This is a genomic window from Thermostichus sp. OS-CIW-29, from assembly GCF_054058195.1.
The window spans coordinates 12,296-38,514 of sequence record NZ_JBSSAB010000006.1 but is presented as its reverse complement, the minus strand read 5'-3'; the positions used below and the strand labels follow the sequence as shown (position 1 = coordinate 38,514).

Here is a 26,219-nt window from a genome sequence, read left to right as displayed (position 1 = left end):
ACTATACTGAAAATAATGTATAATATGTTCAGTACGGATTACTACCAGTTGATCTTTCTGTTTACTTTCGAGTCTGCCAACATGGTAGCCAAAGCAAAGCAGAAAATTGGTAGTAAGACGACACGGAAACTGCGCTTTGGGTATTCTACTCAAAGCTTTGCGGGATACCGCCATTCTGGTTGGAAACAAACAGAATGCTATCGCTGCATAGTTGAACAGTGATGTTCAGCAGTGTTCAGCGTAAATGTATCAGCTACCCACAGGGATTCCACCCTGCAGCAGCAAACAAAGGGGCTGAGATCAAAAGGGATCCTTTGTGGCGCTTTGACCCCACTTGCCGCTTGTCCTTAGCGGCCTGCCGGGTGCAGGAACCCTAGAATGGAAGTTAAGCCCACTTGCCGTGAGTGCCCATGAGCCTTTTGCCCACTTCCGCTGCTCCCCTAGCCATTGCTCCGACAGCAGCCAAGCCAAGGCGACTGGACTTCGAGGTGGTGATTGCCGGAGCTGGGATGGTGGGATCCACCTTAGCAGCCGCTTTGGGCCAGGCCGGGATCCGCGTCGGGCTGATCGAGGGGCGGGATCTCTCGCAGGGGGTGGGGCCCGATGGCCGAGCCAGCGCTTTGGCTCTGGGGACAGCCCGCATTCTGCAGCGGATTGGGGTATGGCCCCTTATGGAGGCCTGGGGAGTTTCTCCCATTCACCGCATTCAGGTCTCTGATGGGGAAAGCCCCTGGGTGGCTCAGCTGCGCCGTGAGATGCTCCAAGCGCCGGCGCTGGGCTACGTCGTGGAAAATCAAATCACCCAAAAGGCCCTGTTGCAGCGCATTCGCGAGTGCCCTTCGGTAACCCTTTTCAGCCCCGCCCAGGTGCAAAGTTTCTCCCCTGCAGCAGATCACATTCGGGTAGAGCTGGCCCAGGAGGGATCCCGGCAAACTCTGCGAGCTGCTCTGCTAGTGGTTGCAGATGGGGCCCGTTCGCGGCTGCGGGAACAGGCTGGGATCCCGTTATCCCGCTGGGGCTATGGACAGGTGTGCATCGTTTCCACCCTCACCCATGAGCATCCTCACCGGCAGGTGGCCTACGAGCGCTTTCAGGTCAGCGGTCCCTTCGCCATTTTGCCCACCTCCGATCCCCATCGCAGTTGCGTCGTCTGGACAGTGCGCCAAGGGGATCGAGATCGGCTGATGGGCTTGTCTGAGGCTGAGTTTTTGCAGGCCATCCGGCCCTGCTTTGGATCCCAGTTGGGAGCCTTGCTGGCGGCCTCTCCCAGAGCCTGTTATGAGCCACAGCGGGCCCATGCCCAAACCTACATCGGATCCCGGCTAGCTTTGGTGGGGGATGCTGCTCACACCACCCATCCGCTGGGGGGGCAGGGAGCGAATCTGGGCATGCGGGATGTGGCGGCCTTGGCTGCCCTGTTGATCGAAGCCAAAATGGCGGGCCGGGATCCCGGCGATCCGGCTTTGTTAAAAGCCTACGAGCGCTGTCGCCGCCCAGAAAACGCGCTGGTTCTTTTTGCAACCGATGCTGCCAATCGCCTCTTTTCCAACCGAAGCTGGCCGTTGCTGGTCTTGCGTCGCCTGGGCCTGTGGGGACTGGAGGTTTTGCCGCTGCTCAAGCCTGCTTTGATGCGCCAAGCAATGGGGATCCGCCCCCACCAACCCCAACTGCAGCAGCTCCCTTTCCCTGCACCCCCGGAACCTCTGGCTACGCCTGTCTAGATCCGGCCAAACTGTTGAGAGCTGGGCCCAGATCCTCGCCCGCCGCCTTTGTCCCCAGCAGACCAAGCGCTCCACAGGGATCAAGGCTGCTCCAGGGGTAAGTCTGAAAACAGCAATGGGGCAATATTGGCCGCCTGGTTGATGGGGATCTCGTCGTTGACGGCATACTGATAAAACTGATCCAAGCGCCGACACAAACCTTCTGGGGTCAAAGCCTGCACATTGGAGCTGATGATATAGCTTTGGGAAGGAGAGGCGCGAAACGCTTGAAAGGCTTTGCGACAAAAGTCCTGCTTGGCCTCCGGGTCTGCTTGTCGCCACTCTGGCCCCGTCAGCTTTCCGGAGAGAGTAGGACTACTTGCCGCGACCAGAGGCAGTCCCGTTCCCAAAACCAGACCGCCCAGGATGAGCAGCAGGAGGATCCCTTTCAGGAACACCTGACGCCAAAAGAACCCGAGCTTTTGCCCGTTTTGCACCATTGTTGGATAGGCTAAGTGGGTAGGTTGGGATGCCATAGCACCCCTAGCCATCATATCGATCTTCCCGATCCAACTTCATCCCGTTCTCAGAAGCCGACAGCAGACCTGCTCGCCCACAGGCAAGGGTGGCAACAAGTTCTCAACCCATGGCCCGCAGCAAGCCCCGCCAAAAACAGCGCTTTCCCCATCTGCTTGGCTCCAAGTGGACTTCCGCTCAGCCCGTCATGGGTTGGCGACATTTTCAGGTCACTGCCCGCCAACAGGGGGAAGGGGGAGTGGTGTTTGCCGAGCTCAGAGCCGTCTGCGATCCCCAGGTGCGCCTCTGGGTCAACGCGGCCACCCTGAAGAACCGGGATCTTTGGCAGCCGGGCTGGACGCCTCTCGAAGACGGGATCCCCTGTGGGCGGCAGGATCCCCTTCTGGACAGGGCTGGGGGATAGTTTCTCTCAAGCTGGGGCTCAGGGATCGATTAGGATCATCTCTCTAGTGTGGTGTTTTAATTCGGAAGCTTGAGGAGAAGAAAGCGAGATGGCCAGATGTGACGTTTGCGGAAAAGATCTTAGCTACAGCGATTATCAGTGGGCCAAGCGCTGCGCCAATCCCTACGGGAAATCCCACCTCATCTGCTTTGACTGCTACAGTGGCTCTTCTTGTCCCATCTGCTACTCCCCTCTCGAGTCGGCAGAATAGAGAGAGGTCGTTCTCAAAAGCCGCTTGTCCTCTCCCCGTGAGCCAAGCTCTTGGGAGGAAGTGGCAGAGGTCTCGATGGTTTTCCCAAGGGAGCCGGAACAGTGCGCATTGGCCAGGGCTATGACATCCACCGCCTCGTCGAGGGGCGCCCCCTGATCCTAGGTGGGATCCGGATCCCTTACGAAAAAGGGCTGTTGGGCCACAGCGACGCCGACGTGCTCACCCACGCCATCATGGACGCTCTCCTGGGGGCCGCCGCCCTGCGGGACATCGGCTACTACTTTCCCCCCGAAGACGAGCGCTGGAAGGGGGCAGACAGCATTCTCCTCTTGCAGCAGGTGGTGCAACTGGTAGGCCAAGAGGGCTGGCGCATTGCCAATGTCGATAGCGTCGTGGTAGCGGAGCAGCCTAAGCTCAAGCCCCACATCCCCGCCATACAGGCCCGCCTGGCCGAGGCCATGCAACTATCGCCCAAACAAGTAGGCGTGAAGGCCACCACCAACGAAAAACTGGGCCCCGTCGGCCAGGGAGAAGCCATGGCCGCCTTTGCCGTCGTCCTGTTGCTGGAACGCTGAGCCGCCGCTTTCTGGGAAGCACCTGGTCATCGCGCTGCCCAAGCTGCCAAACTGGCAAGCAACCGCTTCAAAAGTTTGCCCCAATTGCCGTGCAACCCCCTGCTGCCTCGATTGGGAGAGGGGCTGGGGGTGAGGGGCGCTGGCGGGCCCTTTCAAACTTGCTCGGATACTCAGCCAAGGAAATGGCAGGCCAAAACACCACCTCAACAGAGCAGCTCAAGAGAAGCCTTTTTGTTCCCCTATTCCTAGGGATCCTCCTCCTCTGGCTTGGCGCCTGTGCTGCTCCCGCCCGCCCGCCCCATCTCATTGCCACCGTTACCTCGGATCCCAAAACCTTCAACACCTATCTGGCCACCGAGAGCTCCAGCCGCGACGCCATCGCCTACCTAGAGGCGGGCCTGGTCACCCTCGATGAAGATACCCTCCTGCCCAAGCCGGAGCTGGCGGAAGGCTGGGAAGTGTCTGAGGACGGCTTGCGCTATGTCTTTACCTTGCGGGAAGGGCTGCGCTGGTCGGATGGAGAGCCTCTGACAGCAGCAGATGTGGACTTTACCTTTAACCGCATCATCTTCAACGAGCGGATCCCGACTTCTGCGCGGGATGTGCAGCGAATTGGAGAAGCTGGAGCACTGCCTCAGGTGCGGGCCCTGGACGAGCGGCGGATTGAGTTTATTTTACCGGAGCCCTTCGCTCCCTTTCTGCTGCAGGCGGGATCCCCCATTTTGCCCAAGCACATCCTCGAGCCCACCGTCGAGCAGGTGGACAGCCAGGGCAACCCCCTTTTCTTGCAAACCTGGGGTATCGACACGCCGGTGCAGGAGTTGGTGGGGGCCGGCCCCTATATCTTGCAGGAATACACCCCCGGCCAGCGGCTGGTGTACCGGCCCAACCCCTATTACTGGAAAGGGGAAGGGATCCCGCGCATTGAACGGGTAATCCTGCGCATTGTGGACTCAGAGGACACCGCGCTGCTGCAGTTTCGCTCCGGCGAGACCGACGTGTTTTCGGTGCGGGGGAGAGATTTTCAGCTCTTGAAGCGGGAAGAAGAACGGGATCAGTTCACCATCTACAATCTCGGCCAGACATTGAACAACTATTTCTTTGCCTTCAACCTCAGCCGCGCCCGTAACCCCCAGACCGGGCGGCCTTTTGTGGATCCCGTCAAAAGCCGCTGGTTTAACGATTTGAACTTCCGCCGGGCGGTGGCCCACGCCATGAACCGGCAGTTTTACGTCGATAGCGTCCTGCAAGGGTTGGGCGAGATCCAGCACTCGGTCTTCTCCCCCGCCAGCCCTTTCTACCTCAGCCCCGAAGAGGGCTTGCCCACCTACGACTACAACCCTGAAAAAGCGCGGCAACTGCTCCTCGATGCCGGATACACCTATGATGCTGAGGGCCACCTGCGGGATTCCGAGGGCAACCGTGTCCGTTTCACCTTGCTCACCAACGCCGGCAACAATCAGCGGGAGGCCACCGGCGCGTTGATCAAAGCTGATCTGGAGCGGATCGGCATCACCGTTGATTTTACCCCCATCGCCTTCAACACCCTGGTGCAGCGCACCGATAGCCGCGACTGGGAAACCCTGCTGCTGGGCTTTGGTGGCGGCGGCACCGAGCCCAACAACGGCTCCAACATCTGGCGCAGCGATGGCCGTTTGCACCTCTTCAATCTGGGAGATTTGCCCGGCAACCCGGCAGAAGGGGTTGAGGTCAGCGATTGGGAACGGGAGATCGACCGCATCTTTATTGAAGGGGTGCGGGAACTGGAGTTTGAGAAGCGCAAAGCCCTCTACGACCGGTTTCAAATCATCATTCAGGAACAACTGCCCCAAATCGGCACTTTTAACCCCCTGGTTCTCTCGGCCCTGCGCAACCGCATTCAAGGGGTGGATCCCCGACCTATTCTGGGGCCCTTGTGGAATTTGGATCAGCTCTACATTCAAGAGTAGAACTTCTGATGACGTGTCTGATGATGCATCTGATGATGTGGGATAGGGAGAGGCTGTCTGAACTGTTGAGTTGTGTCCCTATCGCCACATTTGGCAGGTGAAACTTAGTTGTAGGTTGGGTTGCGGATGTCTTGAATTTTGCAACTATTTCACCGTCAACTCCACGTCCCCCGCACTCCTGAGAATGTTGATCCCCACTCCCCCCGCTTGTAAATAGAGGCCGATGTCCAGGGATCCCTGGCCCACCTGCACATTCTCAAGAATGACATGGGGCAGCCACAGGGGCAGAGTGGGCTTGGTTAAATGTACCCGTTGAGCCAGCCCGTCGATCTCCAGCCCCAGACAAGCCTGCAGCAGCAAAAACACACTGGCCGCCGCCCAAGACTGGGGCAGACAGGCCACCGGATAAAGGGTGGGGCCCTCCCGCTGTCGCCGCCGAAAGCCACAAAACAGCTCAGGCAGCCGCTTCAGCTCCAGAAACTGGCTGGCATCGAACAGCGCTGTCAAGACCCGCACCGCTTCGCCCTTGAAGCCATAGCGAGATAAGCCTGCGGCAATCAAGGCATTGTCGTGGGGCCAGATGGAGCCATTGTGGTAGGACATGGGGTTGTAGCGCCCCTCTCCCTCCGGCACTGTGCGGATCCCCCAGCCGCTGAAGAAAGCTGGCTCCAGCAGTTGCCGGGCAATGCAGGCAGCATGCTCGGGATGGGCAATCCCCGAAAACAGACAGTGGCCCATGTTGGAGCTGCGCACCCGGCAGGGTTGCTTCTGGCCATCCAAAGCCAGGGCATAGCCCCCCAACTCTTCGCACCAGAAGTGATCCCAAAACTGCTGCTGCAGCTTTTCCGCTTGTTGTCGCAACTGGGCTGCTTGCTCTTGCCGCCCCAGCAGCTCGGCCATCTCTGCTGCCAACTGCTTAGCTTCGTAGGCATAGCCCTGCACCTCGCACAGGGCCAAGGGGGGTTCTGCCAGGGATCCGTCCGGGTAGAAGATGGCATCTTCAGAATCTTTCCAGCCCTGGTTGCGCAGGCCCCGCCGCGCCTTGCCGGCATACTCCAAAAAGCCGTCCCCGTCCGCATCCCCGTAAGTGTCCATCCAGTGCAGGGCTGCTTCGATGTTTGGCCAGAGCTGCCGCAACAGCTCTAGATCGCCGCTGCGGCGCACGTAGCGCCCTGCTAGCACCACAAACAAAGGGGTGGAGTCAATGCTGCCGAAATAATTGCCAAAGGGGATCTCGCGCGTCTTGGCCATCTCGCTGGAGCGCTGCTCATGCAGGATCTTGCCAGGCTCGGCATCGCGGCTGGGATCCACCTCCTGGGCCTGGTGGGCCGCCAGATACAGCAGCACCCCCCGCGCCAAGTCTGGAAACCACCAGAGAGTGGCCAGGGCGGTGATCAGGGCATCGCGCCCGAAGACCGTGGTAAACCAAGGCACCCCCGCATAGGGATAAAGCCCGTAGGGAGTGCGGGTGAGCATCATCAGCAGATCATCCCGTGAGGCGTTGAGCCAATCGTTAAACTGAGCATTGCCGGTGTCGATCCGGTGGGCTTGCGCCCGCAAGGAAGCCCTTTGCTCCCGCTCCGCCTGCAGAGCCTCCTGGTAGGTCAAAGGGGCGATCTCCTCCCCGCCGTAGCTGCAGATCACCCTCAGCTCCAAATCCCGTTCCTCCTGCGGGGCCAAAGGCACCCACCACTGCGCCAGCTTCTCCGACACTAGCTCCGGCGCCGGCAAAAATTGCAACTGGGTTTGCCGCTCCACTCCATCCAAGCCGCGGTAGCGGAGAACCACTCCCTCAGGGTTCACCTGGGCCGGCAGCACTTGACCCCGCTGGGCCCGTCGGATGCCCCGGATCTCAAAAATATCGGCAAAGTCCGCCTCAAAGCGCAGGGTAATCGGCACGCGAAACGGCTCCGAGCCGTAGTTGTGAATGCGAATGCGCTCGTAGGCTACGTTGTTCCACAGAAAAGTAGTCCGTAGAACATGCAGGGTATCTTGACCGATAAACTGCCCCTCTGAGGTGGTGAACTCCGGGTTGGTCAGATCCACCGCCAAAATATCTTTGTCTTCCCGCACCTCTGAGCTGAGCAGCAGGAACTGCTTTCCCTGCAAGTCCAACACCCAGCGGGACAAAAAGCGGGTGTCGTCCCGGAAGAGGCCATGATCCCGGATGCCGAGGGGGCGCATGTTCCCTCGCCGGTCAAAGATGGCAAAGCAGTTGTCATGCTTGAGAACATGAGAGCGTGCCTCCACCCAAGAGGCGCTGGCCCGGATGTAGTACTGATCTTGAATTTGGATGATGTCTTCTGCCATCTCGGTCTTCTCGATCCCTATCCAGCCGGTCTCCTACGCGAACAGCTTACTGCTATCGGTCCACTCAAAGAAGGCGAAGAAGCAGGGGCCCCCCGATGCAGCCCAGCAGCCCTAGCTGCTACTTGGCCCATCTAAGCCTTATTAAGCTGCCTTCTTCGCGACATCTCCTGCCGCTCGTTCACCAGTTGGCGGTAGAGAGCCTCGTAGTCCGACACCATTCTTTCCACGCTGAACCGCTCCTCAAACACCTGCCGCACCCCGGCTCGGCTCAGGGATCCCACCTTCTCCACAGCCTCCACTGCTTCCTCCACCGAGTCGACAATAAAGCCGGAGCGCCTGTCGGCCATTACCTCGGGTACTGAGCCAAAACGGGTGGCAATTACCGGCGTGCCACAGGCCATCGCTTCAATCATCACCAGCCCAAAGGGCTCCGGCCAGCGGATGGGAAACAGCACCGCATAGGCCTTGCCCAAAAACTCGCTTTTCTCTTGGTCGGTGATTTCCCCTATGATCTCCACATTGGGGTGGCGACTGGCCAAAGGCTTAATTTCTAACTCGTAGTACTGGCGATCCACCGCATCGATCTTGATAGCAGCCTTCAGCGGCATCCCTGCCCGCGCCGCAATTTCAATAGCCGTGTCCAGCCCTTTTTCCGGGGAGACCCGGCCCAAAAAGGCCAGGTAGTCCCCCTTTTCTGGATAGAAACGGTGGAGATCCAGGGGCAAGCCGTGGTAGACCGTCCCCACCCAGCGGGCCTGGGGCAGCGGCAGCCGCTGGGCGTTGGAGATGGAGACCACCGGAATGTCCTGAAACTCGGTGTAGAGGGGCTGCAGCTCCGGAATGTCCAGTCGCCCGTGTAGGGTGGCCAAAAAAGAAACCTGCGGGTGGCGACGGGCCAGGGCATAGGGATAGTAGTCGATGTGGCCGTGGATAATGTCAAACTCGTCGGCCATCTGAAAGGCTTTCTCCACCATCAAAATATGAGGAGCCACTGTGTCGATGGCCGTGGGATCCAAACGCAAAGCCCGCTCCCGAAAGGGGATGAGGCGAGCTTGGGTTTGGGAGTCGCCGCTGGCAAACAACGTCACCTCATGCCCCCGCCGCACCAGCTCTTCGGTGAGCCAAGACACAACTCGCTCGGTGCCGCCGTAGAGCTTGGGGGGCACACTCTCATGCAAAGGGGCAATCTGAGCAATGCGCATAGCCATCCTCCACACCGAATCATCACTGCTTAACGAAAACTTCTGCTGGCGCTCCGCCGCCGACCCTTGGGATCCCCTGTTGAGGGCACGCCATTCCTGGCTAGACTGTTCCAGAGTGAGCAGGAAAGGAGTTCAGGCTGCCGCCACCTGCCGGAGAGTTGAAGAGGCTTGAATGAGAACCCCAGCCATCACTTGCTCTTGCCCGCCGCAGCTTAATTTTCCTCCTCAGCGCTGGCTGTGGAGTTGCTTGGGAGCCATGGCCATAACGGCTCTCACGGCTGTTGCCGCTTGGGCGCGGCCAGTGCTGGAAGTACGCATGACCCTGGGTTTGCCCATCAGCCCCAACTACTGGTACATGGTAGCTCTCAGCCGGGCCGGCAGCCCTGGCCCTACCGCCAACTTGGTGGATCCCAACGTCCGTGTGGGGCTCAACGAGTACACCTTTGTGCGGGACTGGGATTACCTCATTCGGGTTACCCCCCTCAACGAAGAGTCGGTCTTGCAAGCCACCATCCAGCGGTTTGGAGAGCCGGAACGAGAGTTTGCCGTTGGCTTTAACCAGGTACGGGTTAATCGCCTTACCCGTGACCGCGATACCCTCAATTTCCAGATCGATATCTCCGAGCTGCAGGGTCTCGATGGGCGGGATCAAGATATTCAGGTGGCTCTGCTCACCGCTCGCGCCCCCTTCCGTGTGGCCCCCGAAGAGACCAATCTGGCCATTGATGCCACCCGGGGAGATTTGCCCAATTTCTATCGCCTCAGCCTGTCCAATCAGCGGCAGGTGGTTGTGGATGATCCCCAGCGACAAGAGACGGTGCGCCGCAGCCGCGAATTGATCCAACAAAGTGGCTCCGGAGCTGCCCTCACTCGCGACCTTATCGAGGGCGGGGCTTTGGAGATTTTGGCCGCCAACATCCTCACCTTCGAGCTGCGCCTGGTGGATCGCTAGAGAGGGATCTCTTCCCATCTGACATCTGCCCAAGACCGTTCTTGCAGCCCGGCAGAGCCTCAATCCCTCAATAGTCGTTCCAAGTTGCCGTGAACCGGCCCATTGGCTTCCCTCTACCCTTGGGAGAAAGGCTCGGGGATCTCAAGCGATTGGAAAAACTCCTTCTCCTGGAACGGGTGCAGGATCCAACATCACAAACAAAAACGACTCCAGCCCTGCCAGGTAGGTGAGCACCTCCTCCTGGGCCGCTTCCGGCTCTAACGTGTTGACCTGAGCTGCCTGCTCAATCATGGCCTTCACCGGCGTTGGCCCCTGCAACAGGGATCCCAACCAAGCCATCTGAGGGGCTGAGATGGTCAGGCGCCCATAGCTGGATCCCGGCCAATTCATGGCAAACTCCAGCTTCTTCTCGTAGGCTTTGGCGAAGCTTTGGCGAAATTCGACGTTGTCGGCCAGGATGGGGTTGAGCTGCACTCTGCCCCCCAGCCAATCGGCGTCGCTCCAGGGCAAGACCAAGGAAGAGCCGGGGTGTTCCGCCCAAAAGTCAATGAGGCGATGGTTGGGGTAGATCAGCTCATAAAAGTGATTCTGGTCGGCAGGCGAGAGTTTGTCCAGCTCAGCTTGCAACCAGGGGGGCATGGCCCTCTCCTTGAACAAAAGCGCCGGATCCCAGTCGGCATAGTCCACCAAGCAGACAAGGCCCAGATCGGCGTCTGCGAGCATGCGCATCAGGTCGGGGATCAGGAAGCCCTTGTCTCCTGGCAAGAGGTAGTTGGCCCGGATGTTGGTGTCGTCTTTGTAGATCTCAGGGTTCCAGCGCAGGGCTGCCCGCATTTCGTCCGAGGCCAAACTGGCCATGAATTCCCGCACCCGCTGACAGGCTTCAGGGGTGGGCAGATCAAATAGCCCCAGCAGCCGAAACGCCTCTTGCATGCGGAAGATGACCTCCCGCTGGTAGGCGTGATGTAGGTTGGCCCGCAGGATCCCGTCAGGTTTGAGAACCCGCTTGAGGGCTTTTAGCCCCGCCACCGGATCGTCCAGCAGATAGAGCACATCGTTGAGGCTGATGAAGTCAAATTCCAACCCCAACTGTTCGATATCCAACAGGTCGAGAACATACAACTCCACCTCTCCAAAACCGTGGTAGCGCAAGCGTCGCTCCGTCACCCGTACCGACTCTGCTGACAGGTCGCACACCACCAGCCGCGCCCCTGGATTGGCCTCCGCCAGGATCAACGTTTCCCAGCCAGAGCCGCAGCCAGCATTCAAAATGAGAGCGCCTTCGCTGGGCACAATGGCGCGGGTGCGGGCGTATTGGGCGGTGGTCAAACTTAGGCGGTACAACCCGTCAATGGCGTTGCGGCCCGAGGCCTCAATGGAAACATTGGGGTAGGGCAGTTCTTCGTACAGTTGCCGCAGAGATTCTGTCGAGCTGCTGGCCATGGGATCCGCTGCAGGAAGCTGCCCTTTATGCTACCCGGCATCCCTTCCCCGCAGGAATGCCTCTAAGGCAGCAGCCAGGGTTTCATTCCCCTGCAGATCCAATCCATCCGGCCTCTGGGGTGGGTGGGCGGGATCCCGCAAAAAGTCCCAGGATCCTTGAAAAAACTCCTCTGGCGAGAGAATGCGATGCCAGCCATAGCGCCGCAAACCCTCAACCAGCAACGGTGACTCGGCAAACCCAGAGCGGGTAACACAGGCCATAGGTGTGCGGCTGCGCAGGGCCTCTGCCAAAGTGCCATAGCCCGGCTTGGACACCACCCAGCGGCAGAGGGGCATCACATCCACCGGTCGCCACACCCGCCCATCCAAAACCCGCAAGTTGGGCAAGGGGGGAGCTTCCGGATCAAAGGTGAGAAACTGCCAGTCGGGAAAATCTTGGAGCCGCTCGTAAGGAAACCCCCGTACCCCTAGCCCGCCAAAGGTGAACAAAGCCCTGGGTTGCTCCGGGTGTAACCCCAACTGGGCGGCGACCTCTTCTGGTGGGTAGCGGGGATCCGATCCCGTCAGCCCCACCTCCCGCTGATGCGGAAAAGCGCTAGTGCTCCGCACCGCTGACGCGACCATGCTCTCGCTAAAAGGCAGGCGAAATAGAAGGTCGCACTGCCCATAGAGCTCCCGAACCCAGGCCACAAACGGTTGAAACTCCGGGCCATACTCCTGATAGATGAAATCCCAGCCAAAATTACTGGCCATCCAGCAAGGGATCCCAGCAGCCTGGGCAATCGCCGCAGCAATGGGCGGCACATCCGCCAACACCAAAGGCACCCCCTGGGCTCGAATGAAATCCGCTTCTTCTCGAACAAGCTCCGCAGCGCTGGCTTTAAACGCCTTGAGGGCAGCCAACGTAGCCGGCAGATCCGCTTGCAGCCCATCCGGCTGCACCACCCCCACATCCAACGCCCGCGGCCGATGGAGAAACTTCCCCTCCACGTAACGCTCCAGGAGCCAGCGGGGAGCCGGCGTAACAAAGATGGGCAGAACATGGGGATCCCGCCGCAGCAAAGCATTCACGACCGCCGCCAGACGGGTAACGTGCCCAAACCCGTGAGCTGTTGCCGCCACATACAGAGGAACGGGATTCATCGCGACCACCTCAAGACAGAACAGGATCTGCGGGGGACTTTTCCCTACGGGATCCCCACAGATTGCTGGCCAAAATCAGACCCAGGCCCAGCACGGATCCCAGCGCAATCCTCTCGCCCAACAGCACCGCAATCAACCCCAACGACAAAAAAGGCGTCACATACACCCAGTTGGCCAGGGATCCCCGATGGCCCGCCAACTCCAAAGCCCGCAGCCAAAATACAAAAGTCAGGCCCATCTCCGCCAGACCAATGTAAGCCGCCCAACCCAGCCCCGCAACTGTCCAAGAGACCTCCTGAAACGGCAGCAGTAGCAGGCCATAGAGGCTGCCGAAGAGAAACCCCATAAACAGCTTCAGCACCGCATCTCGCCCATCCCGCACATTGAGCAGCCAGTAGAGCGCCCAGATTCCAGAGCTGCCCACCGCCAGCAAGACCCCCCAGGGATCCTCCACCTGCAAGGTGCCCCAGGATCCCCCCGTAGCCACCAGCACCACTCCCAGCAGGCTCACCCCCAAGGCCAACACCAGCCGCCAACGGAAGCGCTCTCCCAGCAGCGGCACCGCCAGAAGAGCCAGCACCAGCGGCCAAGTGTAATTCAGAGCCATCGCCGCCTGAGCCGACAGACGGTCATAAGCCTGGAACAACACCCCATAGTAGCCGAAGGGGTTGAGCAGCCCCTGAAGGGCCGACAGGCGGATTTGGGATCCCCTCTGCTTGCCGAGGAACCCTGCCCGCCCTGTAACCACCAAAACGATCCCCAGGATCAAGCAAGAGCTCAATGCCGAAAAAATCAGCAAGACCGTCGGCGACAGGTACCGCAACCCAAACTTAAAAGCGCTGGCAGCCGTAGCCCAGCCCAAGATGGCCGCCGCCAAGTAAACATAGGCTCGCCAGGGATCCCTGCCCATCAAAAGCTGTCGAGATGGTGCTCCGCACCGCTACCGCCGTCCTCTGGCTTCGACTTAGCTCCGGTGGGAAGGCCCAGCCGCGGTGCCACCACCCAGGCATAGAGCAGATAGCCCAGCCCCGCCACCACTGCCCACCTGAGAACGGTGCCGAAAACCCGGAAGAACAGCCCGACCAGAAGAATACAGCCCAGAATGGCGAAGACCGTCACCAGTGGACGCCCCCAAGTCTCAACCCAAGCTCGGACGGCACTTTTCCCCTGAGACGCAACGGATGTTCCCGACTCCCGAGAGGCTGCAGCCGCCTGCTCCAGTTCACGCTCAAGCTGTTTCAGCCGTTCTTGTTCTGAGAAAGAGAGATCGGACATAGAGAGCAGTCTCCAGCGGTGTCACCTCCATCTTACGGGCTGCTCCCGAAGATGGGCAGACTAAGCTCGCGCCGAAGGGATCTCCTGAACCATAGCCCGGAACACATCCAAAGCCGGGCCAGGGCGACGGTTAGGACGCGGAGCCGAGATCTCATTGGGCACAAAAGGCTTCTCCACCACCACCTTGGGCTTGTTGGCAGGAGCAGTTGCTGTAGCCGCAGGAGCAGAGCTGGGGGAAGCTGGTGCAGAACGAAAAGGCCCGGTAACAAAATCCACCAAGCCGCCGAAGAGAATGCCGAAAAAGGAGAACAGGCCGCCGAAAAGCTTTTTGAGGATACCCATAGCTAATTGCAAAGAGATGAGGTGAGAACTTGTCGATGTTGAGAACTTGTCGATGTTATGTCGATGTTGTGAAGTTATACAACTCGACCTTCATTATTGTTAAAAGGTAGCCTCTTGGCCATGAGTAGATATACTCCTTTTCTTAGGCCTGGGGATCCCCCACCCGCCTGCCCTCGGCGTCAAATTGCTGTAGGGGCAGGATCAACTCCAGCTCCTGCAGTTCCAAAGGCTGAGGGATCCCTCTACTGCGCCCCAAAGCAAAGCCATCCGCCGCTGCTGGATTCACCTCATAGCCGATATCTGCCATTGCTCCCACCGTGAGAATGCTCAAGGGGTTGGCTACCCCCCGGTCGATGCGGCTGGTCATCAGCTCGCGGCCCAAGACATTCTCCCGCCAATGGGAATCTCGGGATCCCTCCCCAAACTCATTTTCTAAAGGAACAGAGGGCGCGTTTCCTCCCAGCGTGGCGAAGGCGCTGACCGCCCTGGGGCCGATAAAGCGGGGATCATAGCCAGGGGGCGTAGGCTGATCCCGCCTCACCAAGCCCACCGTTAGCCCCTTGGGATCCCAGACGATGGGCAAGAAGCCCAAGGCATGGCCCAACTCGTGCAGGGCAGTAATGGGCAGATCCCCTCGCTCTTCCAAAGCCGATAGGTTTTGGCTGTTGAACAAAATGACGGAGTAGAAAGGCAGACCGTTAGAGGCCCGCACAAAACAGGGAGCAGCTCCCCCCAAAATTCGCTCGTTGCCGAGGTTTCTGGCCCGCACCTCCACCAGCAGATCGTCGATGGGGAAATTGAGTGGCGTGCTGGGAAACCCTCGATCGCATTCGTCGGCCCGAATGGTGGTGGGGGGCAGATCCGGCTGGTCGCCAACGATGAGCTGTTGCCAGCGCAGAGCAGCACTGCGGATGATCGACTGCTGGGTAGGAGTGAGACTGTTGTCGGGAAAGCGAACGTCAATGGTGAACTGGGAAACAGGGGCAGCCGTCGGCAAGGGCAAAGAGGTAGGAACGACAGTCGGAGTAGGGGTGAGAACGACAGTTGGAGTAGAAGTGGGAATGACGGTTGGAATGGGAGTGGGAATGACACTCACAGAAGAGGAACCACCACTTCCGCCGCAAGCCTTGAGCACCAGTACCAGAAGCACAGCCACCAGGGATCCAAGCAGGCGCAGGCCCCACACTCTGCCCAAAAGCAGTCGCTGCCTTGAATTCACACCACCTCCCAAAAAGCCCCATGACCCAAGTGGATCATACCGGCTGCAACCATCCTCCCGAGCATGATTTGCGTCACACCGCACCGGTCAACTTCAAGGCCAGGAAGAGATGGGTTTGGAGGTCTATATTTTCAGGTCAGGATCTCTCAATCTGAGGAGTCGGAAGAGTTTTCCTCTTCTATGCCCCAGCCCGCAGCCAAAACATCCACCGCTGCCCGCAGCGCCTGGTTATCCCCCAAGAGCTCCTCGGGATCCGAGCGCGGCTCCACCAGGGGAACCAAGCGCAGAATACGTCCGTCCTGAACCAAGTCGATAACCACGCCCGGCTGCTCCTTGCCCAGGTTGGCCATCTCTTCTTCGGAAGCGGGATCCCGCAGACAGGCATAGTCAAAGCTGTTCACATTTAAGTAGAGGCTACGGTTTACCACCAGTGTGGCAGCAGTGGGATCCTGAAAAACATCCACCACGCAGCCTTCCCCCTGCTTCCGTACCGAGCCATCGACGATATCAAAGTAGCGAACACGGGCCAAATCGGATAGCAGTCGGTAAATATCCCGCTTGTTCACCAAAGTTCCCGTATTCACAATACAGGGGGCACAGGGATGAGTGTCTGTCATAGGGCAGTCGGTCTCGAAAGGTCAATAGATTGAGAGCAAGCAAAGGAAAGCAAAATCAATAGTGTCTGCAAACCATCTCCAGAAACATCAATCCTCGGCAATTCTAGGCGCGGTTATAGCTGACAAGCAACAGAGACCCCAACTTAATCCCTAACTTCACAAAAACTTTAATCGGCTAAAGAGGGAAGAAGTAGCCTGCCCTGCCTTACCAAGTTAAGCCACTGCAACAACAGAACAACTCCCTCCATTTCGCCTACCCAGCGCTCAAACTGCTCTTGGGGAAAACTCAGTCATAACTTTGCTTTTATCGACTCTATCACAGCCTTCCCGAAAAGGGCACAGGTCACTACTAATCACTACTAAGGTGCAATCTCCAGGCAAAGGCAACAGAGGTTTGGCATGGTTTTACCTACATCTTGTGGGAAGGTGAATAGCCGAGCGGCTTTAGACTCTAGATATCGCAGATGGGCCCCGAACAGATCATCTTCGGTTCAAACCTCTCCCCTTGTCCCCCTAGGAAGGATAGCATAGGACACCAAGCCCGCTGCCTAGAAATAGCGTTGACTCTTCGCCGGAGACGACTTTTGCCGTGATAACCACTCCCCAACGCCAGACTCTGCCGGTTGTCGATTTTGCCGCCTTTCAGAAAGGAACGGCAGGTGAGCGGGAGCAGTTTGTCCGCCAGGTGGGGGAAGCCCTGCAGCAGATTGGCTTTTTTGCCTTGGTCAACCATGGCCTATCGCCGGAATTGATCCGGGAAGCCTATGAGGTGGCAGAAGCGGTTTTTCTTTTGCCAGAGCCGACCAAGAGAGCCTATGAGGATCCGGCCCTGCTGGGGCAACGAGGGTACACCCCCTTTGGCAAAGAACACGCCAAAGATCATCCCTATCCTGACATGAAAGAGTTTTGGCACATCGGGCGCGAAGGGGATCCCCACCTTCCTGCCAACATCTGGCCTCGGGAGGTGCCCCAATTTCGCAGGGTGATGCTAGAGCTGTTCGCCCAATTGGAAACCTGTGCCCAGGGACTGTTGCAAGCAATCTCTCTGTATCTGGGGGAGCCTGCCGAATACTTGCCCAAAGCGGTGGAAGGAGGAGCCAATCTCTTGCGGGTGATTCACTATCCGCCCCTTCCCGCTGAAGCCCCTCCCCAGAGTTTACGAGCTGCAGCCCATGAAGACATCAACTTGATTACGCTCTTGTGTGAAGCCACCGCACCAGGGCTAGAACTTCTGCAACGAGATGGATCTTGGCTGCCCATTTCGGCCCTCCCTGGTCAGATCATTGTCGATGCTGGGGATATGCTGCAAAACCTCACCAATGGCCTGTTGCGCAGCACCACCCATCGGGTGACCAACCCCGACAACCCTCAAGAATGCCGCTTTTCCATTCCCTTCTTTGTGCATCCGCGGCCAGAGGTGGATCTCACGCCCTTGCCGACTTGTGTGGCCCGCACCGGCGGGATCCCTCGGTTCCCTTCCCTGACTGGCGGAGAATACTTGGCCCAGCGGTTGAGGGAAATTGGCCTGGCCGAGGCAGGATCCCCGCCCCAGCATTGATCCCAACTGGGGGTCTCTATGTTTCGGATCCCGGCCTTGCCCTACGAGTATGAAGTTCCCAGCCTGTCTCAGTTGGCCCTGGTGATCATCGATATGCAGCGAGATTTCCTGGAACCAGGCGGCTTTGGGGAGATGCTGGGCAACGATGTCACCCAACTGGGATCCATTGTGCCCACCCTGAAGGGGCTGCTGGACTTTTTTCGTCAAAAGGGCTTAACCGTCATTCATACCCTGGAGGGTCACCAGCCAGATCTCTCCGATTGCCCGCCCAGCAAGCGCAAACGCGGCAAGGGATCCCTGACCATTGGGGACGAAGGCCCTATGGGGCGGATTTTGATTCGGGGAGAGCCGGGCAACACCATCATCCCTGAGCTTGCTCCGCTTGCGGGAGAGATCGTCATTCCCAAACCCGGCAAGGGGGCTTTCTACGCCACCGAGCTGCAAGCAATCTTGCAAAAGCGCGGCATCACCCACCTGCTGTTCACCGGGGTAACCACAGAAGTCTGCGTGCAAACCACAATGCGCGAGGCCAATGACCGCGGCTATGAGTGCCTGCTGGTGGAAGATTGCACCGCCAGCTACTTCCCAGAGTTCAAGCAAGCCACCCTGGAGATGATCCGGGCGCAAGGGGGCATCGTCGGCTGGACGAGTTCTGCTCAGAACATCCAAAAAGCGTTATCGGGTTTACAGTGAGTGTGAATAACCCAACAAGCGTGAGGCTGAACCGATGACACTGGCTCAGGAGGCAACTGCCCAAGTCCCCGCCTTTTGCGAAGGGATCCAGTACTTCGGGGATCCCTGGCCGGAATTTGACCGCCTGGGCCAGGCCCCTGCAGTGGATGCCGGCACCGGGAAACTGAGGGATCCCGGCAGTCGTATGGCCGCCTACCAAACCTTGCTCTATGCCGATGCCTTGCGCTACCTCACCCTGCAAATGACCGCCAGCAAAGCCTCAGGCCACCCAGGGGGATTTGCCAGCCAAGCAGAAGCCTATGCCGCTCTGGTGTACCTGGGCCAGAAGAACATCCCCACCGAAGTCGGGCACCACGCGCCGGGCTTTTACGCGGCCATGTTTTTGGATGGATCCCTGGCCGAGATGGGCATCCACACCGTCTCCGACCTACGGGCCCGTTTTCGAGAGCGGGAAGGGCTGTTGGGTCACCTATCCGGCTACATTCCCGGGCTGCTGGCACCGGCTGGGCCGCTGGGGCAAGGACAACACTTTGCCATGGCAGGAGCCCTGCTCTATCCAGATCGCCTCTTCCCGGTCACGATTGGGGATGGCGGCCTGGGGGAGCCCTATGTGATGAGCTCCATGATTCACTTCCACACGGCTTTCCCGCAGCGCACCAACTTCCTGCCGGTGCTGGTCTGGAACGGCTACAGCCAAGAGCACCACAGCATGATCTCCACCGCCAGCAACGCCCAGATGGCCGAGTATTGGCGGGGCAACGGCTTTGAGGAAGTGGTGTTGGTGGATGCCAAGGACTTCGACGATGCCCAGCAGCCCGGCCCCTATGTCGATAGCACTCAGTTTTCCCTAGAAGCCCGCCTTGCCTTTGCCCAAAGGGTGCTGATCGAAATGGAGCGAGCCATCCAATCAGCCCTGAGCGGACAACTGACCGTTTTCATCCTCAAACAACTGAAGGGGGCTGGGGTACATGCCAAGGGATCCAAGTCCCACAACCTCTACGGCCACCACACTCTGGATCACCCGGACATTGTGGCGGCTCTGCGGGCGCGGGCCTTACATCCGGCAGCTTGGGCCCTGGTGCGACAAAACTGCCAACGGGCAGCCGGGGGGCCAGCCGCCAAGGTGGCGGTTACAGAGTTCGTTCGGCCTTTGCCGCCTTTGGGATCCCTGAACCTGACGGAGTTTCCCCTAGGGGACAAGCAGGTTTCCACCACGGCCATCGGATCCCTCGTGGTGCAGGTGGGGCAGAAAGATCCCGACTTTTTGGTGGCCAATGCCGACGGCAACGAAGCTTCCGGCATTGCCAATGTGAACCAAGGTCTCAAGGTGATTCACCCCACGGTGGATCCCCTCTACAACCAACAGCCCCAAGGCCAGGTCTACGAACCCCTGAGCGAAGATGCCTGCGCGGGGCTAACGGCGGGCCTAGCCCTCTTCGGCGGACGCTCCCTGTGGTGCTCCTACGAGTCCTTTGCCGTCAACGGCCTACCCATCTGGCAGACGGTAACCCAAGCCATGGCGGAGCTGCGCCGGCCCACCCCCTCGGCCATTGCCCTCTTCACTGCCGGCGCTTTGGAACAGGGGCGCAACGGCTGGACCCACCAACGCCCGGAAATTGAAGCCTACCTGGCAGCTATGATGCGCAACGGCAACATCTTTCCCCTCTTCCCGCCGGATGCCAACTGTGCCCAAGCTGCCTACGAATGGGCCCTATCCACCTGCAACAAAGGGATCCCTATCATCGCCAGCAAAACTCCCCTACCCATCCGCACCACCCTAGAACAAGCTCGCCAAGCAGTAGAGCAAGGCTGCACCGTCCTTCAGGAACTTCCTGGATCCCGCACCGTCGTCTTTGCCGTGGTGGGGGATATGATTCTCCTGCCCGTGTTCGAGGCGGCTGAGCAGCTCCAAGCCCAAGGGATCGGCTGCAAGATCGTCTCGGTAATTAACCCCCGCCGTCTGTATCGCCCCGGCGACGTGGCTTGGTCCACCTGTGCTCAGCCAGATGGGGAATTCATGTCCGACCAAGAATTTGCCGCTTGGTTTGCCGGCGAGGCCCTCATCGGCGTAACAGGCGGATCTAGCCTGATGCTCGAACCCTTGATGTTGCGCTATGCCGGCCCGCGGGATTTCTTCGCTTGGAAACGCGGCGAAACCACCGCCACCCCCGCCGAATTGATGGACTACAACGGCCTGACAGCCCAAGCACTAGCAGAACGAGCCAAGCAACTGCTATGCTGAGGGCGAGCTTTTAGCTTGGTTAGCATTGTCCACCTTATTTTTTCCTATTTTTTCCTATGACTGCGGCTAGCTCTCTCCGAGAGAAGCTTGAGAGGATATCTCCCACCGAGAGGGTAGAGCGAGTTGTTGTCCAACACTTTGCTTCTCCTCTCCTGCAGGCGCTTGGCTTTGACGACTTGGAAATTAGATATGAATTCGAGACAGGTTGTGGCCAGGTCGACCTCGCCGCAAGAAAGAACGAAGATCCTGAAGATACTTTCTTTAACTCCCAAAGGAACCCCTACTTGCTTTTGGAGGCAAAATCCAGAGTAGTCAACCTCAAAGAAGGATCTTACTATAGGGATGCAGTTTGTCAAATAGAAAGCTACCTGCTCGGCGAGAACTGCAAATCTGCAAAATGGGGAATTATCACCAATGCAAACAACATCCAGATCTGGAGGAAGCATGGAAAAGTCGTCCACCCTGCTACAGCAAACTTCTCCATTAATCCAGATAACATTGAGAGCATAGTGCGTAACTTGCGAGACAAGATAGAAAACTATGAACGCGCTCTGACTGTATGCGTGTATAACAATAAAGGGGGCGTAGGCAAAACAACGACGGTCATTAACCTTGCAGCAGCACTAAAAACCAAGGGAAAAAAGGTCTTAGTTGTTGACTTTGATTCTCAGGGTGATCTGACAAGAAGTTTGGGAGCCACTCCTGGAAAAATTACACTGACGCAATGTTTAAAGGATCCCAAAATAGACATCCATGCCATTGTCCAAACATATAGACTCAAATATAGACTCAAAGGCAAGCAGACTACCCTTCCCATCTTCGACATTATCCCAAGAGACCCTGAGCTGGAGACGTTGACCGACAGCCAGTCGCTAGCATATATCCAAAAGGGAACCCGACGCCTTCGAGATCTGATTGCCCCTCTTCGCAATGAGTATGATTACATCCTAATCGACTGCCCAACTCAATGGCTTTACTTCAGCCAAAGTGGTGTTTTTGCTGCCGATGTTATTTTGATACCTACCCGCCCCGACGATCTGTCTTCCCTGAATAATGCTGCTAGAGTAATCACCAGCTTTGTTCCAGAAACTGCTAAGTCACGACAGGATGGCGGCCCCAGGACTTTGCCTATCTTTTTCAACGGCGTTTCTTCGGGAAGTGAATACACTATTCAACTAGCTAACGAAGAGATAGGTAAGCTTATCGACCAGGAGAAAAGTGTAGATCTACGTCCATATTTCTGGCCGCATTTTAAGAAAGGTAATGAAAACAAAAGCATTTTTAGGATACCTGACTATGCAGTGATATCCTCTGCAAGCTTTGATCGAACTCCTGCCGTCTTTAGGGACAGGAGAGTTTTAGAATACTACCAGAGTCTTGCCCGTGAGTACTTTATCGATGAGTGAGTTTTCAGATCTAGGTAGGTTGGTTAACTTACCCCTTGAGAGCATTACGCCCGCCGATGGGTTTTCTGCTCCCTCCTTCCTTGTTGCCGCAGCCGCAGATCAGCTAAGGGCGACAGGAGGACACAACTGGGTTCCTCTGCTGGTGGTCGAGGCTGGCGACTATCAGTACAAAGCCATTGGTAACCATTTTGTCTATGCAGTTGCTCGAGAGGCGGGGCTGGAGAGGCTATGGTGTATCGTTGTCGATCCTGATCCAGAGCAGGTTAAGCAGGCCCAGATTCTCGCCAAAGAAATTGTTCCGAAGGTAAATTTGACCAATACATCGAGAGAGACTATCTTGGCTGCGCTAAGATACCTAGCCGAGCGACCCAGCAGTCCCCTCAAGGGAGTCGATGTAACCATTGCAGCTGCCCGGATTGCAGAGGCGGATAGAAGTTGGTGGCAGGACTTAACCCCCATAACCAAGCTTGGGTGCAAAATTACGCGAGGCAAAAAACTGGATGCCCTATCGGAAGTATTTTTCGTAACTCCTACAGCGTTGCCCCCTACTCTGAAGAAATCATCCAAGAGATCTGCGGCATCCGCTGGCGCGAAGAAAGCGACCTCAACTCGCTCGCGGAAAACAACAGAGGGAGAGAGCTGAAAGGGATCCCTTCAAAAACATATTCTCCTCTCCACATCACCGAGGCCCGACTCCGCTTGCTGTGGGATGCCTGCCTCAAGCCTCCCTTTGAATGGCTACTGCCACCCAAACAGCCTTGGCCGCTCTCAACAACAGCCTCCATGGCAGGTATGCTCTGCTTACCTAGGACGACCGGATCCATCTGGAGCTCATGCACAGGACGATCACCAGCATCTTGGAGATCGACCTGACCCAAACCGTCCGGTATTATCTTGACCACAGGGATCCCCCCCTTATTGCCTGGATCCTGGGCCGTGATCAAGCGCTCCAGACCTGTTGAAACCTCATATTGTTCAGGGTCAGGCCCCATTGGGATCCAACGCTGCCACAGATCCGAGGCTTTGTAGCTACAGAGTTTGAGGACTCGATAAACTTATGAGGTCGAAGCTCAACGGCTGGAACCGGTAGGATTGACTTATCTTTGGCCAGTGTCCTGCTAGGAATGGATTATGGCGCTTTACAACTGCGACTTTTATGCCTGGACACAAGAACAAGCCGCGCTGCTGAGATCGGGGCAATGGGATCGATTGGATATTCCCAACTTGGTGGAGGAGATTGAGGCTTTGGGCAGGCAAGAACGCCGCGAATTGGTGAATCGGCTAGGGATCCTGGTGGGCCATCTGCTAAAGTGGCAGTTTCAGCCTCAACAACGAAGCAAAAGTTGGACAGCCACAATCATCGAACAGCGGCAAGAAATCCAGGAGTTAATTGCGGATAATCCCAGCCTTAAATCTTATCTGGTTGAAGCAATAGAAAAAGCTTATCAAAAGGGCATACTGCTGGTGGCTAAAGAAACGCCTCTATCTCTGGACGATCTGCCTGCCCAGTGCCCCTACACATTGGATCAGGTGATGGATCCCGACTTTTACCCCGAACAGGAGAATTCCCAGTGACGCTAGACCTCGATACTTATGCCCATACTTAAGAAGGCGATGGCACTACATGAACTTTGCTAGCTTTGCTCCTTGTGTTAACTCTGCTGGCCCTAGCAGCTCAATTTTCTCACTCCGATGTTAGATGCTCTCTTCAAAATAATCACTATCAATCTTCTTTACCGGATACAATGAAACTGTAGATACGCCAACGTCGTGCTCAATCATTAGATTTGTTAGTTGTTCGCCGTCAATCAAAACAATCTTACTGCCGATCTGCGAAACGTAGCTGCTAGCGTCTTCAGTAAACCTGGAGGTAGTGATAAAAATACCCTTGTTTGCTCTTTGAGCCTGTAAAGCACCCACAAACTGCATGACATCAGGACGACCTACCGGATTGCTATCCCAACGCTTTGCCTGAATATACACAACATCAAGACCGAGTTTGTCCTCTTTGATGATCCCATCAATTCCACCATCGCCACTCTTGCCAATTGCTTTGCCTGCATCTGCCCGTGAGCCTCCGTAGCCCATTTTAACCAGCAGCTCCACAACAACCTTTTCGAAGAAGGCGGGCGATACTTTCTTTAGCTTGGCAAGCAGTTCATCAGCCAGTTTGTCACGGAGACTTTCATATGCAGCTTCTAACTGTTCTAATGGTGTCGCTGCCGAAGTCTCTGATAAAGCTTTTTGTTTGCTTGCCTTGTTGCTGCTTCTTGTGTCTTTGGGCCCCTCAAATTCTCGGAATTCAGGATATTGCCTGAGTAACTCTACATTGATGGTTTTGGGCTGTTTTTCAAGAAGATCTCTTCCGCGGTCAGTAATTTGGTAGAATCCTCTGCGCGTTGTTTCCAGCAGCCCTGCCTTTTTCATATAAGTTGCAGCCCAGCCGACGCGATTGACAAAGGTTGGCTGTACACCGCTCGGCAGCATCTCCCTGAGATCGTCCTCTGTGAGGCCCAGTTCCTTTGCCAGAACTTCAACAGCTTCGCTGGTTGATATTTCGGTTTCTTTACGTGCTGCAAACTGGAGAAGTGGCAACATCAAGCTCTGATAATCGGGAACGGCCATTTGTAGAACCGATGTGAAGACAGGGATCCCAAACCGAAGTAGGTTCCACCCATAACTTTACGCCAACCCTCTGCTGCAAGCCAGTTAGGGTATCCGCCAGGCCGGGAAGCCTCTGAAAAAAGAAAGTTTGACGTGGATGGCTCAGGCGTGATTTGAACACGCGACCAAGGGCTTATGAGTCCCCTGCTCTACCGCTGAGCTACTGAGCCAGGATAGTGCTTAACTAGAATAGCACTCTTGGTCCGGAACTGCGCCTCAGAAAATCCCCTCAGCCCCCTCTCGGGAAGAAGCCCCAGACAAGGCAATGCCTATCGGCAGGCCAGGGCAGCTTCGTAAACCCGTCGGTTGGCCGCGAGAGACTTCTCCAAATCCACCAGTGGGCGAGGGTAGTCCACCCCCAATCGGACTCCAAATTGCTTCTGCTCGGCAGCAGTGAGGCGATAGGGCTCGTGGATTTTATCCCCCGGGATCCCGGCCAATTCCGGCAACCAGTGGCGCAGATAGTCTCCTTTGGGATCGTACTCGCGAGATTGTTTGGGGATGTGGAAGTAGCGGAAGCCACGGGCATCATTCCCTACGCCGGCGGTGTAGTTCCAATTGCCGTAGTTGCTGGCCACGTCGTAGTCGATGAGCAACGACTCAAACCACTCAGCGCCCATGCGCCAGTCGATGCCCAGGTTCTTGGTCAAAAAGCTGGCCACATTCTGCCGTCCCCGGTTGGACATAAATCCGGTAGCCGCCAGCTCCCGCATGTTGGCATCCACCAAGGGGTAGCCCGTCTCACCCCGACACCAAGCCTGAAAGCGCGGCCAATCCTGCTGCCAAGGGATGGGGATCCCTTGGATCCCAGAAGGACGGAACAGTTTGGCGCCGTGCTTGGCCAAGATAAAGCGAAAATAATCCCGCCACAGCAGCTCAAACACCAGCCAGTAGGTGGACTCATTGCGCACCCGCTCCTGCTCGTAACGCTTGACCTCGGCATAGACGGTGCGAGGGGAGATGCAGCCCAGGGCCAACCAAGCAGAAAGCCGGGAGCTATCGTCGGGATCCAACATGCCGTTGCGGGTTTCTTTGTAGATGCGCAGCCGATCCAGATCCCAAAAGTAGGTTTGCAGGCGGGCATGGGCAGCAGTGCTGCCGCCGGTGTAGGTGAAGCGGGCCCGTGGATCCCTAGCAGGTGAAGATAGCCCCAGCGAGGCCAGGGTGGGCAGAGGGCCGGGATCCAAACCCGATGGCAGGGGGGGGATCGAGGGAATGGGCAAGGGATCCCGGATGGGGGTGCTTCCCTCGACTTGCTTTCGAAAGCGGGTGAACAGCTCCGGCAGTTGCGAGAGACAAAAGGGGAGATCCTCAGGGTGATAGAGGGTATGGCCCCAATCGACCTGCAGCCGGATCCCCAGAGACCGCAAAGCCCGCTCAACAGCAGCCGCCACCTCCTTCTCCTCGGTGCCCACCTCTTCATGGGCATAGACCGCCTCGACCCCCCACTCCTGTGCCAAGGTGGGGATCACCTGTTCTGGCTGTCCCTGGCGGATCACCAAATCCGAGCCGCGCGACCGCAACTGCTGCCGCAGATCTGCCAAACTCTCCAGCAAAAACTGACCGCGGAAAGGGCTGGTTCTGGGGCGGAGCCCAAGGGAAGTCTCGCCGAACTGGCGGGGATCCAAGCAATACAAGGGGATCAAAGGGGATCCCTGTTGGCAGGCCCGCGTCAGCGGCTGGTGATCCAGCAGGCGCAAGTCGGTGCGAAACCACAGCAGTACAGTCATTCTGCAGCT

At 57.5% G+C, this 26,219-nt stretch carries 24 protein-coding genes, 1 tRNA gene and 1 pseudogene; 13 read left to right on the top strand and 13 right to left on the bottom strand.

The genetic code is table 11. From position 1 onward, the window contains the following. Positions 1-27 precede the first annotated feature (27 nt). Both ACVWZJ_RS03600 and ACVWZJ_RS03595 read left to right on the top strand, forming a co-directional pair. Positions 28-211: pseudogene (locus tag ACVWZJ_RS03600) on the top strand (hypothetical protein); the annotation flags it as partial. Between the two features lie 199 nt (positions 212-410). Further along, positions 411-1,721 carry a UbiH/UbiF/VisC/COQ6 family ubiquinone biosynthesis hydroxylase gene (locus tag ACVWZJ_RS03595; RefSeq protein WP_041436266.1) on the top strand — a complete coding sequence of 437 codons (1,311 nt, stop codon included), beginning with the start codon at positions 411-413 and terminating at the stop codon, positions 1,719-1,721. An 80-nt stretch (positions 1,722-1,801) separates the two neighbouring features. Here the strand turns inward: ACVWZJ_RS03595 and ACVWZJ_RS03590 are convergent, their stop codons facing one another. Further along, entirely contained in the window at positions 1,802-2,236 is a 435-nt protein-coding gene (locus ACVWZJ_RS03590) for a hypothetical protein (RefSeq protein WP_148202694.1), read from the bottom strand. 110 nt (positions 2,237-2,346) lie between these two features. Between ACVWZJ_RS03590 and ACVWZJ_RS03585 the strand changes: the two genes are divergently transcribed. The 3 genes from ACVWZJ_RS03585 (at position 2,347) to ACVWZJ_RS03575 (ending at position 5,414) form a co-directional block, all read left to right on the top strand. Then, entirely contained in the window at positions 2,347-2,640 is a 294-nt protein-coding gene (locus ACVWZJ_RS03585; protein WP_011432423.1) for a TIGR02450 family Trp-rich protein, read from the top strand. Positions 2,641-2,991: 351 nt separating this feature from the next. After that, the gene (ispF, locus tag ACVWZJ_RS03580) at positions 2,992-3,465 is read left to right on the top strand and encodes a 2-C-methyl-D-erythritol 2,4-cyclodiphosphate synthase (protein WP_011429179.1); all 474 of its coding nucleotides are present in this window, start codon (positions 2,992-2,994) and stop codon (positions 3,463-3,465) included. 182 nt (positions 3,466-3,647) lie between these two features. Next, the gene (locus tag ACVWZJ_RS03575; protein WP_011432424.1) at positions 3,648-5,414 is read left to right on the top strand and encodes an ABC transporter substrate-binding protein; all 1,767 of its coding nucleotides are present in this window, start codon (positions 3,648-3,650) and stop codon (positions 5,412-5,414) included. A gap of 144 nt (positions 5,415-5,558) precedes the next feature. On the opposite strand, the gene ACVWZJ_RS03570 is transcribed toward ACVWZJ_RS03575, so the two are convergent. Together ACVWZJ_RS03570 and ACVWZJ_RS03565 are read right to left on the bottom strand one after the other, a co-directional pair. After that, positions 5,559-7,724 carry an amylo-alpha-1,6-glucosidase gene (locus ACVWZJ_RS03570; protein WP_011432425.1) on the bottom strand — a complete coding sequence of 722 codons (2,166 nt, stop codon included), beginning with the start codon at positions 7,722-7,724 and terminating at the stop codon, positions 5,559-5,561. A 131-nt stretch (positions 7,725-7,855) separates the two neighbouring features. Continuing rightward, on the bottom strand, positions 7,856-8,926 hold the full coding sequence (locus ACVWZJ_RS03565) for a glycosyltransferase family 4 protein (RefSeq protein WP_011432426.1): 1,071 nt from the start codon (positions 8,924-8,926) through the stop codon (positions 7,856-7,858). A 256-nt stretch (positions 8,927-9,182) separates the two neighbouring features. Between ACVWZJ_RS03565 and ACVWZJ_RS03560 the strand changes: the two genes are divergently transcribed. Then, a complete protein-coding gene (locus ACVWZJ_RS03560; RefSeq protein WP_041436270.1) occupies positions 9,183-9,878 on the top strand; it encodes a hypothetical protein in 696 nt (231 codons plus the stop codon). Between the two features lie 141 nt (positions 9,879-10,019). On the opposite strand, the gene ACVWZJ_RS03555 is transcribed toward ACVWZJ_RS03560, so the two are convergent. The 7 genes from ACVWZJ_RS03555 to ACVWZJ_RS03525 form a co-directional block, all read right to left on the bottom strand. Continuing rightward, positions 10,020-11,321 carry a class I SAM-dependent methyltransferase gene (locus ACVWZJ_RS03555; RefSeq protein ID WP_011432428.1) on the bottom strand — a complete coding sequence of 434 codons (1,302 nt, stop codon included), beginning with the start codon at positions 11,319-11,321 and terminating at the stop codon, positions 10,020-10,022. A gap of 30 nt (positions 11,322-11,351) precedes the next feature. Beyond that, entirely contained in the window at positions 11,352-12,464 is a 1,113-nt protein-coding gene (locus ACVWZJ_RS03550) for a glycosyl transferase (protein WP_457394651.1), read from the bottom strand. Positions 12,465-12,474: 10 nt separating this feature from the next. Next, the gene (locus ACVWZJ_RS03545; protein ID WP_457394648.1) at positions 12,475-13,374 is read right to left on the bottom strand and encodes a DMT family transporter; all 900 of its coding nucleotides are present in this window, start codon (positions 13,372-13,374) and stop codon (positions 12,475-12,477) included. Continuing rightward, a complete protein-coding gene (locus ACVWZJ_RS03540) occupies positions 13,374-13,739 on the bottom strand; it encodes a hypothetical protein (protein WP_457394645.1) in 366 nt (121 codons plus the stop codon). The genes ACVWZJ_RS03545 and ACVWZJ_RS03540 overlap by 1 nt, the downstream gene beginning before the upstream one ends. Positions 13,740-13,799: 60 nt before the next feature. Continuing rightward, positions 13,800-14,081, bottom strand: coding sequence for a hypothetical protein (locus tag ACVWZJ_RS03535; RefSeq protein WP_011432432.1), 282 nt, complete (start codon positions 14,079-14,081; stop codon positions 13,800-13,802). A gap of 142 nt (positions 14,082-14,223) precedes the next feature. Beyond that, complete coding sequence (locus tag ACVWZJ_RS03530; RefSeq protein ID WP_457394642.1) at positions 14,224-15,300, bottom strand: leishmanolysin-related zinc metalloendopeptidase; 1,077 nt, start codon at positions 15,298-15,300, stop codon at positions 14,224-14,226. A gap of 146 nt (positions 15,301-15,446) precedes the next feature. Next, a complete protein-coding gene (locus tag ACVWZJ_RS03525) occupies positions 15,447-15,917 on the bottom strand; it encodes a hypothetical protein (RefSeq protein WP_011432434.1) in 471 nt (156 codons plus the stop codon). A gap of 589 nt (positions 15,918-16,506) precedes the next feature. Between ACVWZJ_RS03525 and ACVWZJ_RS03520 the strand changes: the two genes are divergently transcribed. From ACVWZJ_RS03520 to ACVWZJ_RS03490, 7 genes are all read left to right on the top strand, one after another. Continuing rightward, positions 16,507-17,475, top strand: coding sequence for an isopenicillin N synthase family dioxygenase (locus ACVWZJ_RS03520; RefSeq protein ID WP_457394638.1), 969 nt, complete (start codon positions 16,507-16,509; stop codon positions 17,473-17,475). Between the two features lie 18 nt (positions 17,476-17,493). Beyond that, positions 17,494-18,168 carry a cysteine hydrolase family protein gene (locus ACVWZJ_RS03515; RefSeq protein WP_011432436.1) on the top strand — a complete coding sequence of 225 codons (675 nt, stop codon included), beginning with the start codon at positions 17,494-17,496 and terminating at the stop codon, positions 18,166-18,168. A gap of 34 nt (positions 18,169-18,202) precedes the next feature. Then, a complete protein-coding gene (locus ACVWZJ_RS03510) occupies positions 18,203-20,410 on the top strand; it encodes a phosphoketolase family protein (protein ID WP_011432437.1) in 2,208 nt (735 codons plus the stop codon). Between the two features lie 56 nt (positions 20,411-20,466). Then, on the top strand, positions 20,467-21,816 hold the full coding sequence (locus ACVWZJ_RS03505; RefSeq protein ID WP_011432438.1) for an AAA family ATPase: 1,350 nt from the start codon (positions 20,467-20,469) through the stop codon (positions 21,814-21,816). Then, the gene (locus tag ACVWZJ_RS03500) at positions 21,809-22,459 is read left to right on the top strand and encodes a ParB N-terminal domain-containing protein (protein ID WP_041436276.1); all 651 of its coding nucleotides are present in this window, start codon (positions 21,809-21,811) and stop codon (positions 22,457-22,459) included. Before ACVWZJ_RS03505 ends, ACVWZJ_RS03500 begins: the two co-directional genes overlap by 8 nt. Positions 22,460-22,649: 190 nt before the next feature. Beyond that, a complete protein-coding gene (locus ACVWZJ_RS03495; RefSeq protein ID WP_457394632.1) occupies positions 22,650-22,778 on the top strand; it encodes a hypothetical protein in 129 nt (42 codons plus the stop codon). Between the two features lie 169 nt (positions 22,779-22,947). Then, complete coding sequence (locus ACVWZJ_RS03490; RefSeq protein ID WP_011432439.1) at positions 22,948-23,391, top strand: DUF29 domain-containing protein; 444 nt, start codon at positions 22,948-22,950, stop codon at positions 23,389-23,391. A gap of 120 nt (positions 23,392-23,511) precedes the next feature. On the opposite strand, the gene ACVWZJ_RS03485 is transcribed toward ACVWZJ_RS03490, so the two are convergent. The 3 genes from ACVWZJ_RS03485 to ACVWZJ_RS03475 form a co-directional block, all read right to left on the bottom strand. Then, a complete protein-coding gene (locus ACVWZJ_RS03485) occupies positions 23,512-24,441 on the bottom strand; it encodes a restriction endonuclease (protein WP_011432440.1) in 930 nt (309 codons plus the stop codon). A 137-nt stretch (positions 24,442-24,578) separates the two neighbouring features. Next, positions 24,579-24,650, bottom strand: a tRNA-Met gene (locus ACVWZJ_RS03480). Between the two features lie 99 nt (positions 24,651-24,749). Continuing rightward, positions 24,750-26,210: a DASH family cryptochrome gene (locus ACVWZJ_RS03475; protein ID WP_011432441.1), complete on the bottom strand. Its 1,461-nt coding sequence runs from the start codon at positions 26,208-26,210 to the stop codon at positions 24,750-24,752. Positions 26,211-26,219 lie beyond the last annotated feature (9 nt).

What these genes read in the sequence shown, in the direction of transcription:
- ACVWZJ_RS03595 (WP_041436266.1), top strand. Translation starts at nt 411, where the DNA reads ATGAGCCTTTTGCCCACTTCCGCTGCTCCCCTAGCCATTGCTCCGACA.
- ACVWZJ_RS03590 (WP_148202694.1), bottom strand. Translation starts at nt 2,236, where the DNA reads ATGGCATCCCAACCTACCCACTTAGCCTATCCAACAATGGTGCAAAAC.
- ACVWZJ_RS03585 (WP_011432423.1), top strand. Translation starts at nt 2,347, where the DNA reads ATGGCCCGCAGCAAGCCCCGCCAAAAACAGCGCTTTCCCCATCTGCTT.
- ACVWZJ_RS03575 (WP_011432424.1), top strand. Translation starts at nt 3,648, where the DNA reads ATGGCAGGCCAAAACACCACCTCAACAGAGCAGCTCAAGAGAAGCCTT.
- ACVWZJ_RS03570 (WP_011432425.1), bottom strand. Translation starts at nt 7,724, where the DNA reads ATGGCAGAAGACATCATCCAAATTCAAGATCAGTACTACATCCGGGCC.
- ACVWZJ_RS03565 (WP_011432426.1), bottom strand. Translation starts at nt 8,926, where the DNA reads ATGCGCATTGCTCAGATTGCCCCTTTGCATGAGAGTGTGCCCCCCAAG.
- ACVWZJ_RS03560 (WP_041436270.1), top strand. Translation starts at nt 9,183, where the DNA reads ATGGCCATAACGGCTCTCACGGCTGTTGCCGCTTGGGCGCGGCCAGTG.
- ACVWZJ_RS03555 (WP_011432428.1), bottom strand. Translation starts at nt 11,321, where the DNA reads ATGGCCAGCAGCTCGACAGAATCTCTGCGGCAACTGTACGAAGAACTG.
- ACVWZJ_RS03550 (WP_457394651.1), bottom strand. Translation starts at nt 12,464, where the DNA reads ATGAATCCCGTTCCTCTGTATGTGGCGGCAACAGCTCACGGGTTTGGG.
- ACVWZJ_RS03545 (WP_457394648.1), bottom strand. Translation starts at nt 13,374, where the DNA reads ATGGGCAGGGATCCCTGGCGAGCCTATGTTTACTTGGCGGCGGCCATC.
- ACVWZJ_RS03540 (WP_457394645.1), bottom strand. Translation starts at nt 13,739, where the DNA reads ATGTCCGATCTCTCTTTCTCAGAACAAGAACGGCTGAAACAGCTTGAG.
- ACVWZJ_RS03535 (WP_011432432.1), bottom strand. Translation starts at nt 14,081, where the DNA reads ATGGGTATCCTCAAAAAGCTTTTCGGCGGCCTGTTCTCCTTTTTCGGC.
- ACVWZJ_RS03525 (WP_011432434.1), bottom strand. Translation starts at nt 15,917, where the DNA reads ATGACAGACACTCATCCCTGTGCCCCCTGTATTGTGAATACGGGAACT.
- ACVWZJ_RS03515 (WP_011432436.1), top strand. Translation starts at nt 17,494, where the DNA reads ATGTTTCGGATCCCGGCCTTGCCCTACGAGTATGAAGTTCCCAGCCTG.
- ACVWZJ_RS03510 (WP_011432437.1), top strand. Translation starts at nt 18,203, where the DNA reads ATGACACTGGCTCAGGAGGCAACTGCCCAAGTCCCCGCCTTTTGCGAA.
- ACVWZJ_RS03505 (WP_011432438.1), top strand. Translation starts at nt 20,467, where the DNA reads ATGACTGCGGCTAGCTCTCTCCGAGAGAAGCTTGAGAGGATATCTCCC.
- ACVWZJ_RS03500 (WP_041436276.1), top strand. Translation starts at nt 21,809, where the DNA reads ATGAGTGAGTTTTCAGATCTAGGTAGGTTGGTTAACTTACCCCTTGAG.
- ACVWZJ_RS03495 (WP_457394632.1), top strand. Translation starts at nt 22,650, where the DNA reads ATGCACAGGACGATCACCAGCATCTTGGAGATCGACCTGACCCAAACC.
- ACVWZJ_RS03490 (WP_011432439.1), top strand. Translation starts at nt 22,948, where the DNA reads ATGGCGCTTTACAACTGCGACTTTTATGCCTGGACACAAGAACAAGCC.
- ACVWZJ_RS03485 (WP_011432440.1), bottom strand. Translation starts at nt 24,441, where the DNA reads ATGGCCGTTCCCGATTATCAGAGCTTGATGTTGCCACTTCTCCAGTTT.
- ACVWZJ_RS03475 (WP_011432441.1), bottom strand. Translation starts at nt 26,210, where the DNA reads ATGACTGTACTGCTGTGGTTTCGCACCGACTTGCGCCTGCTGGATCAC.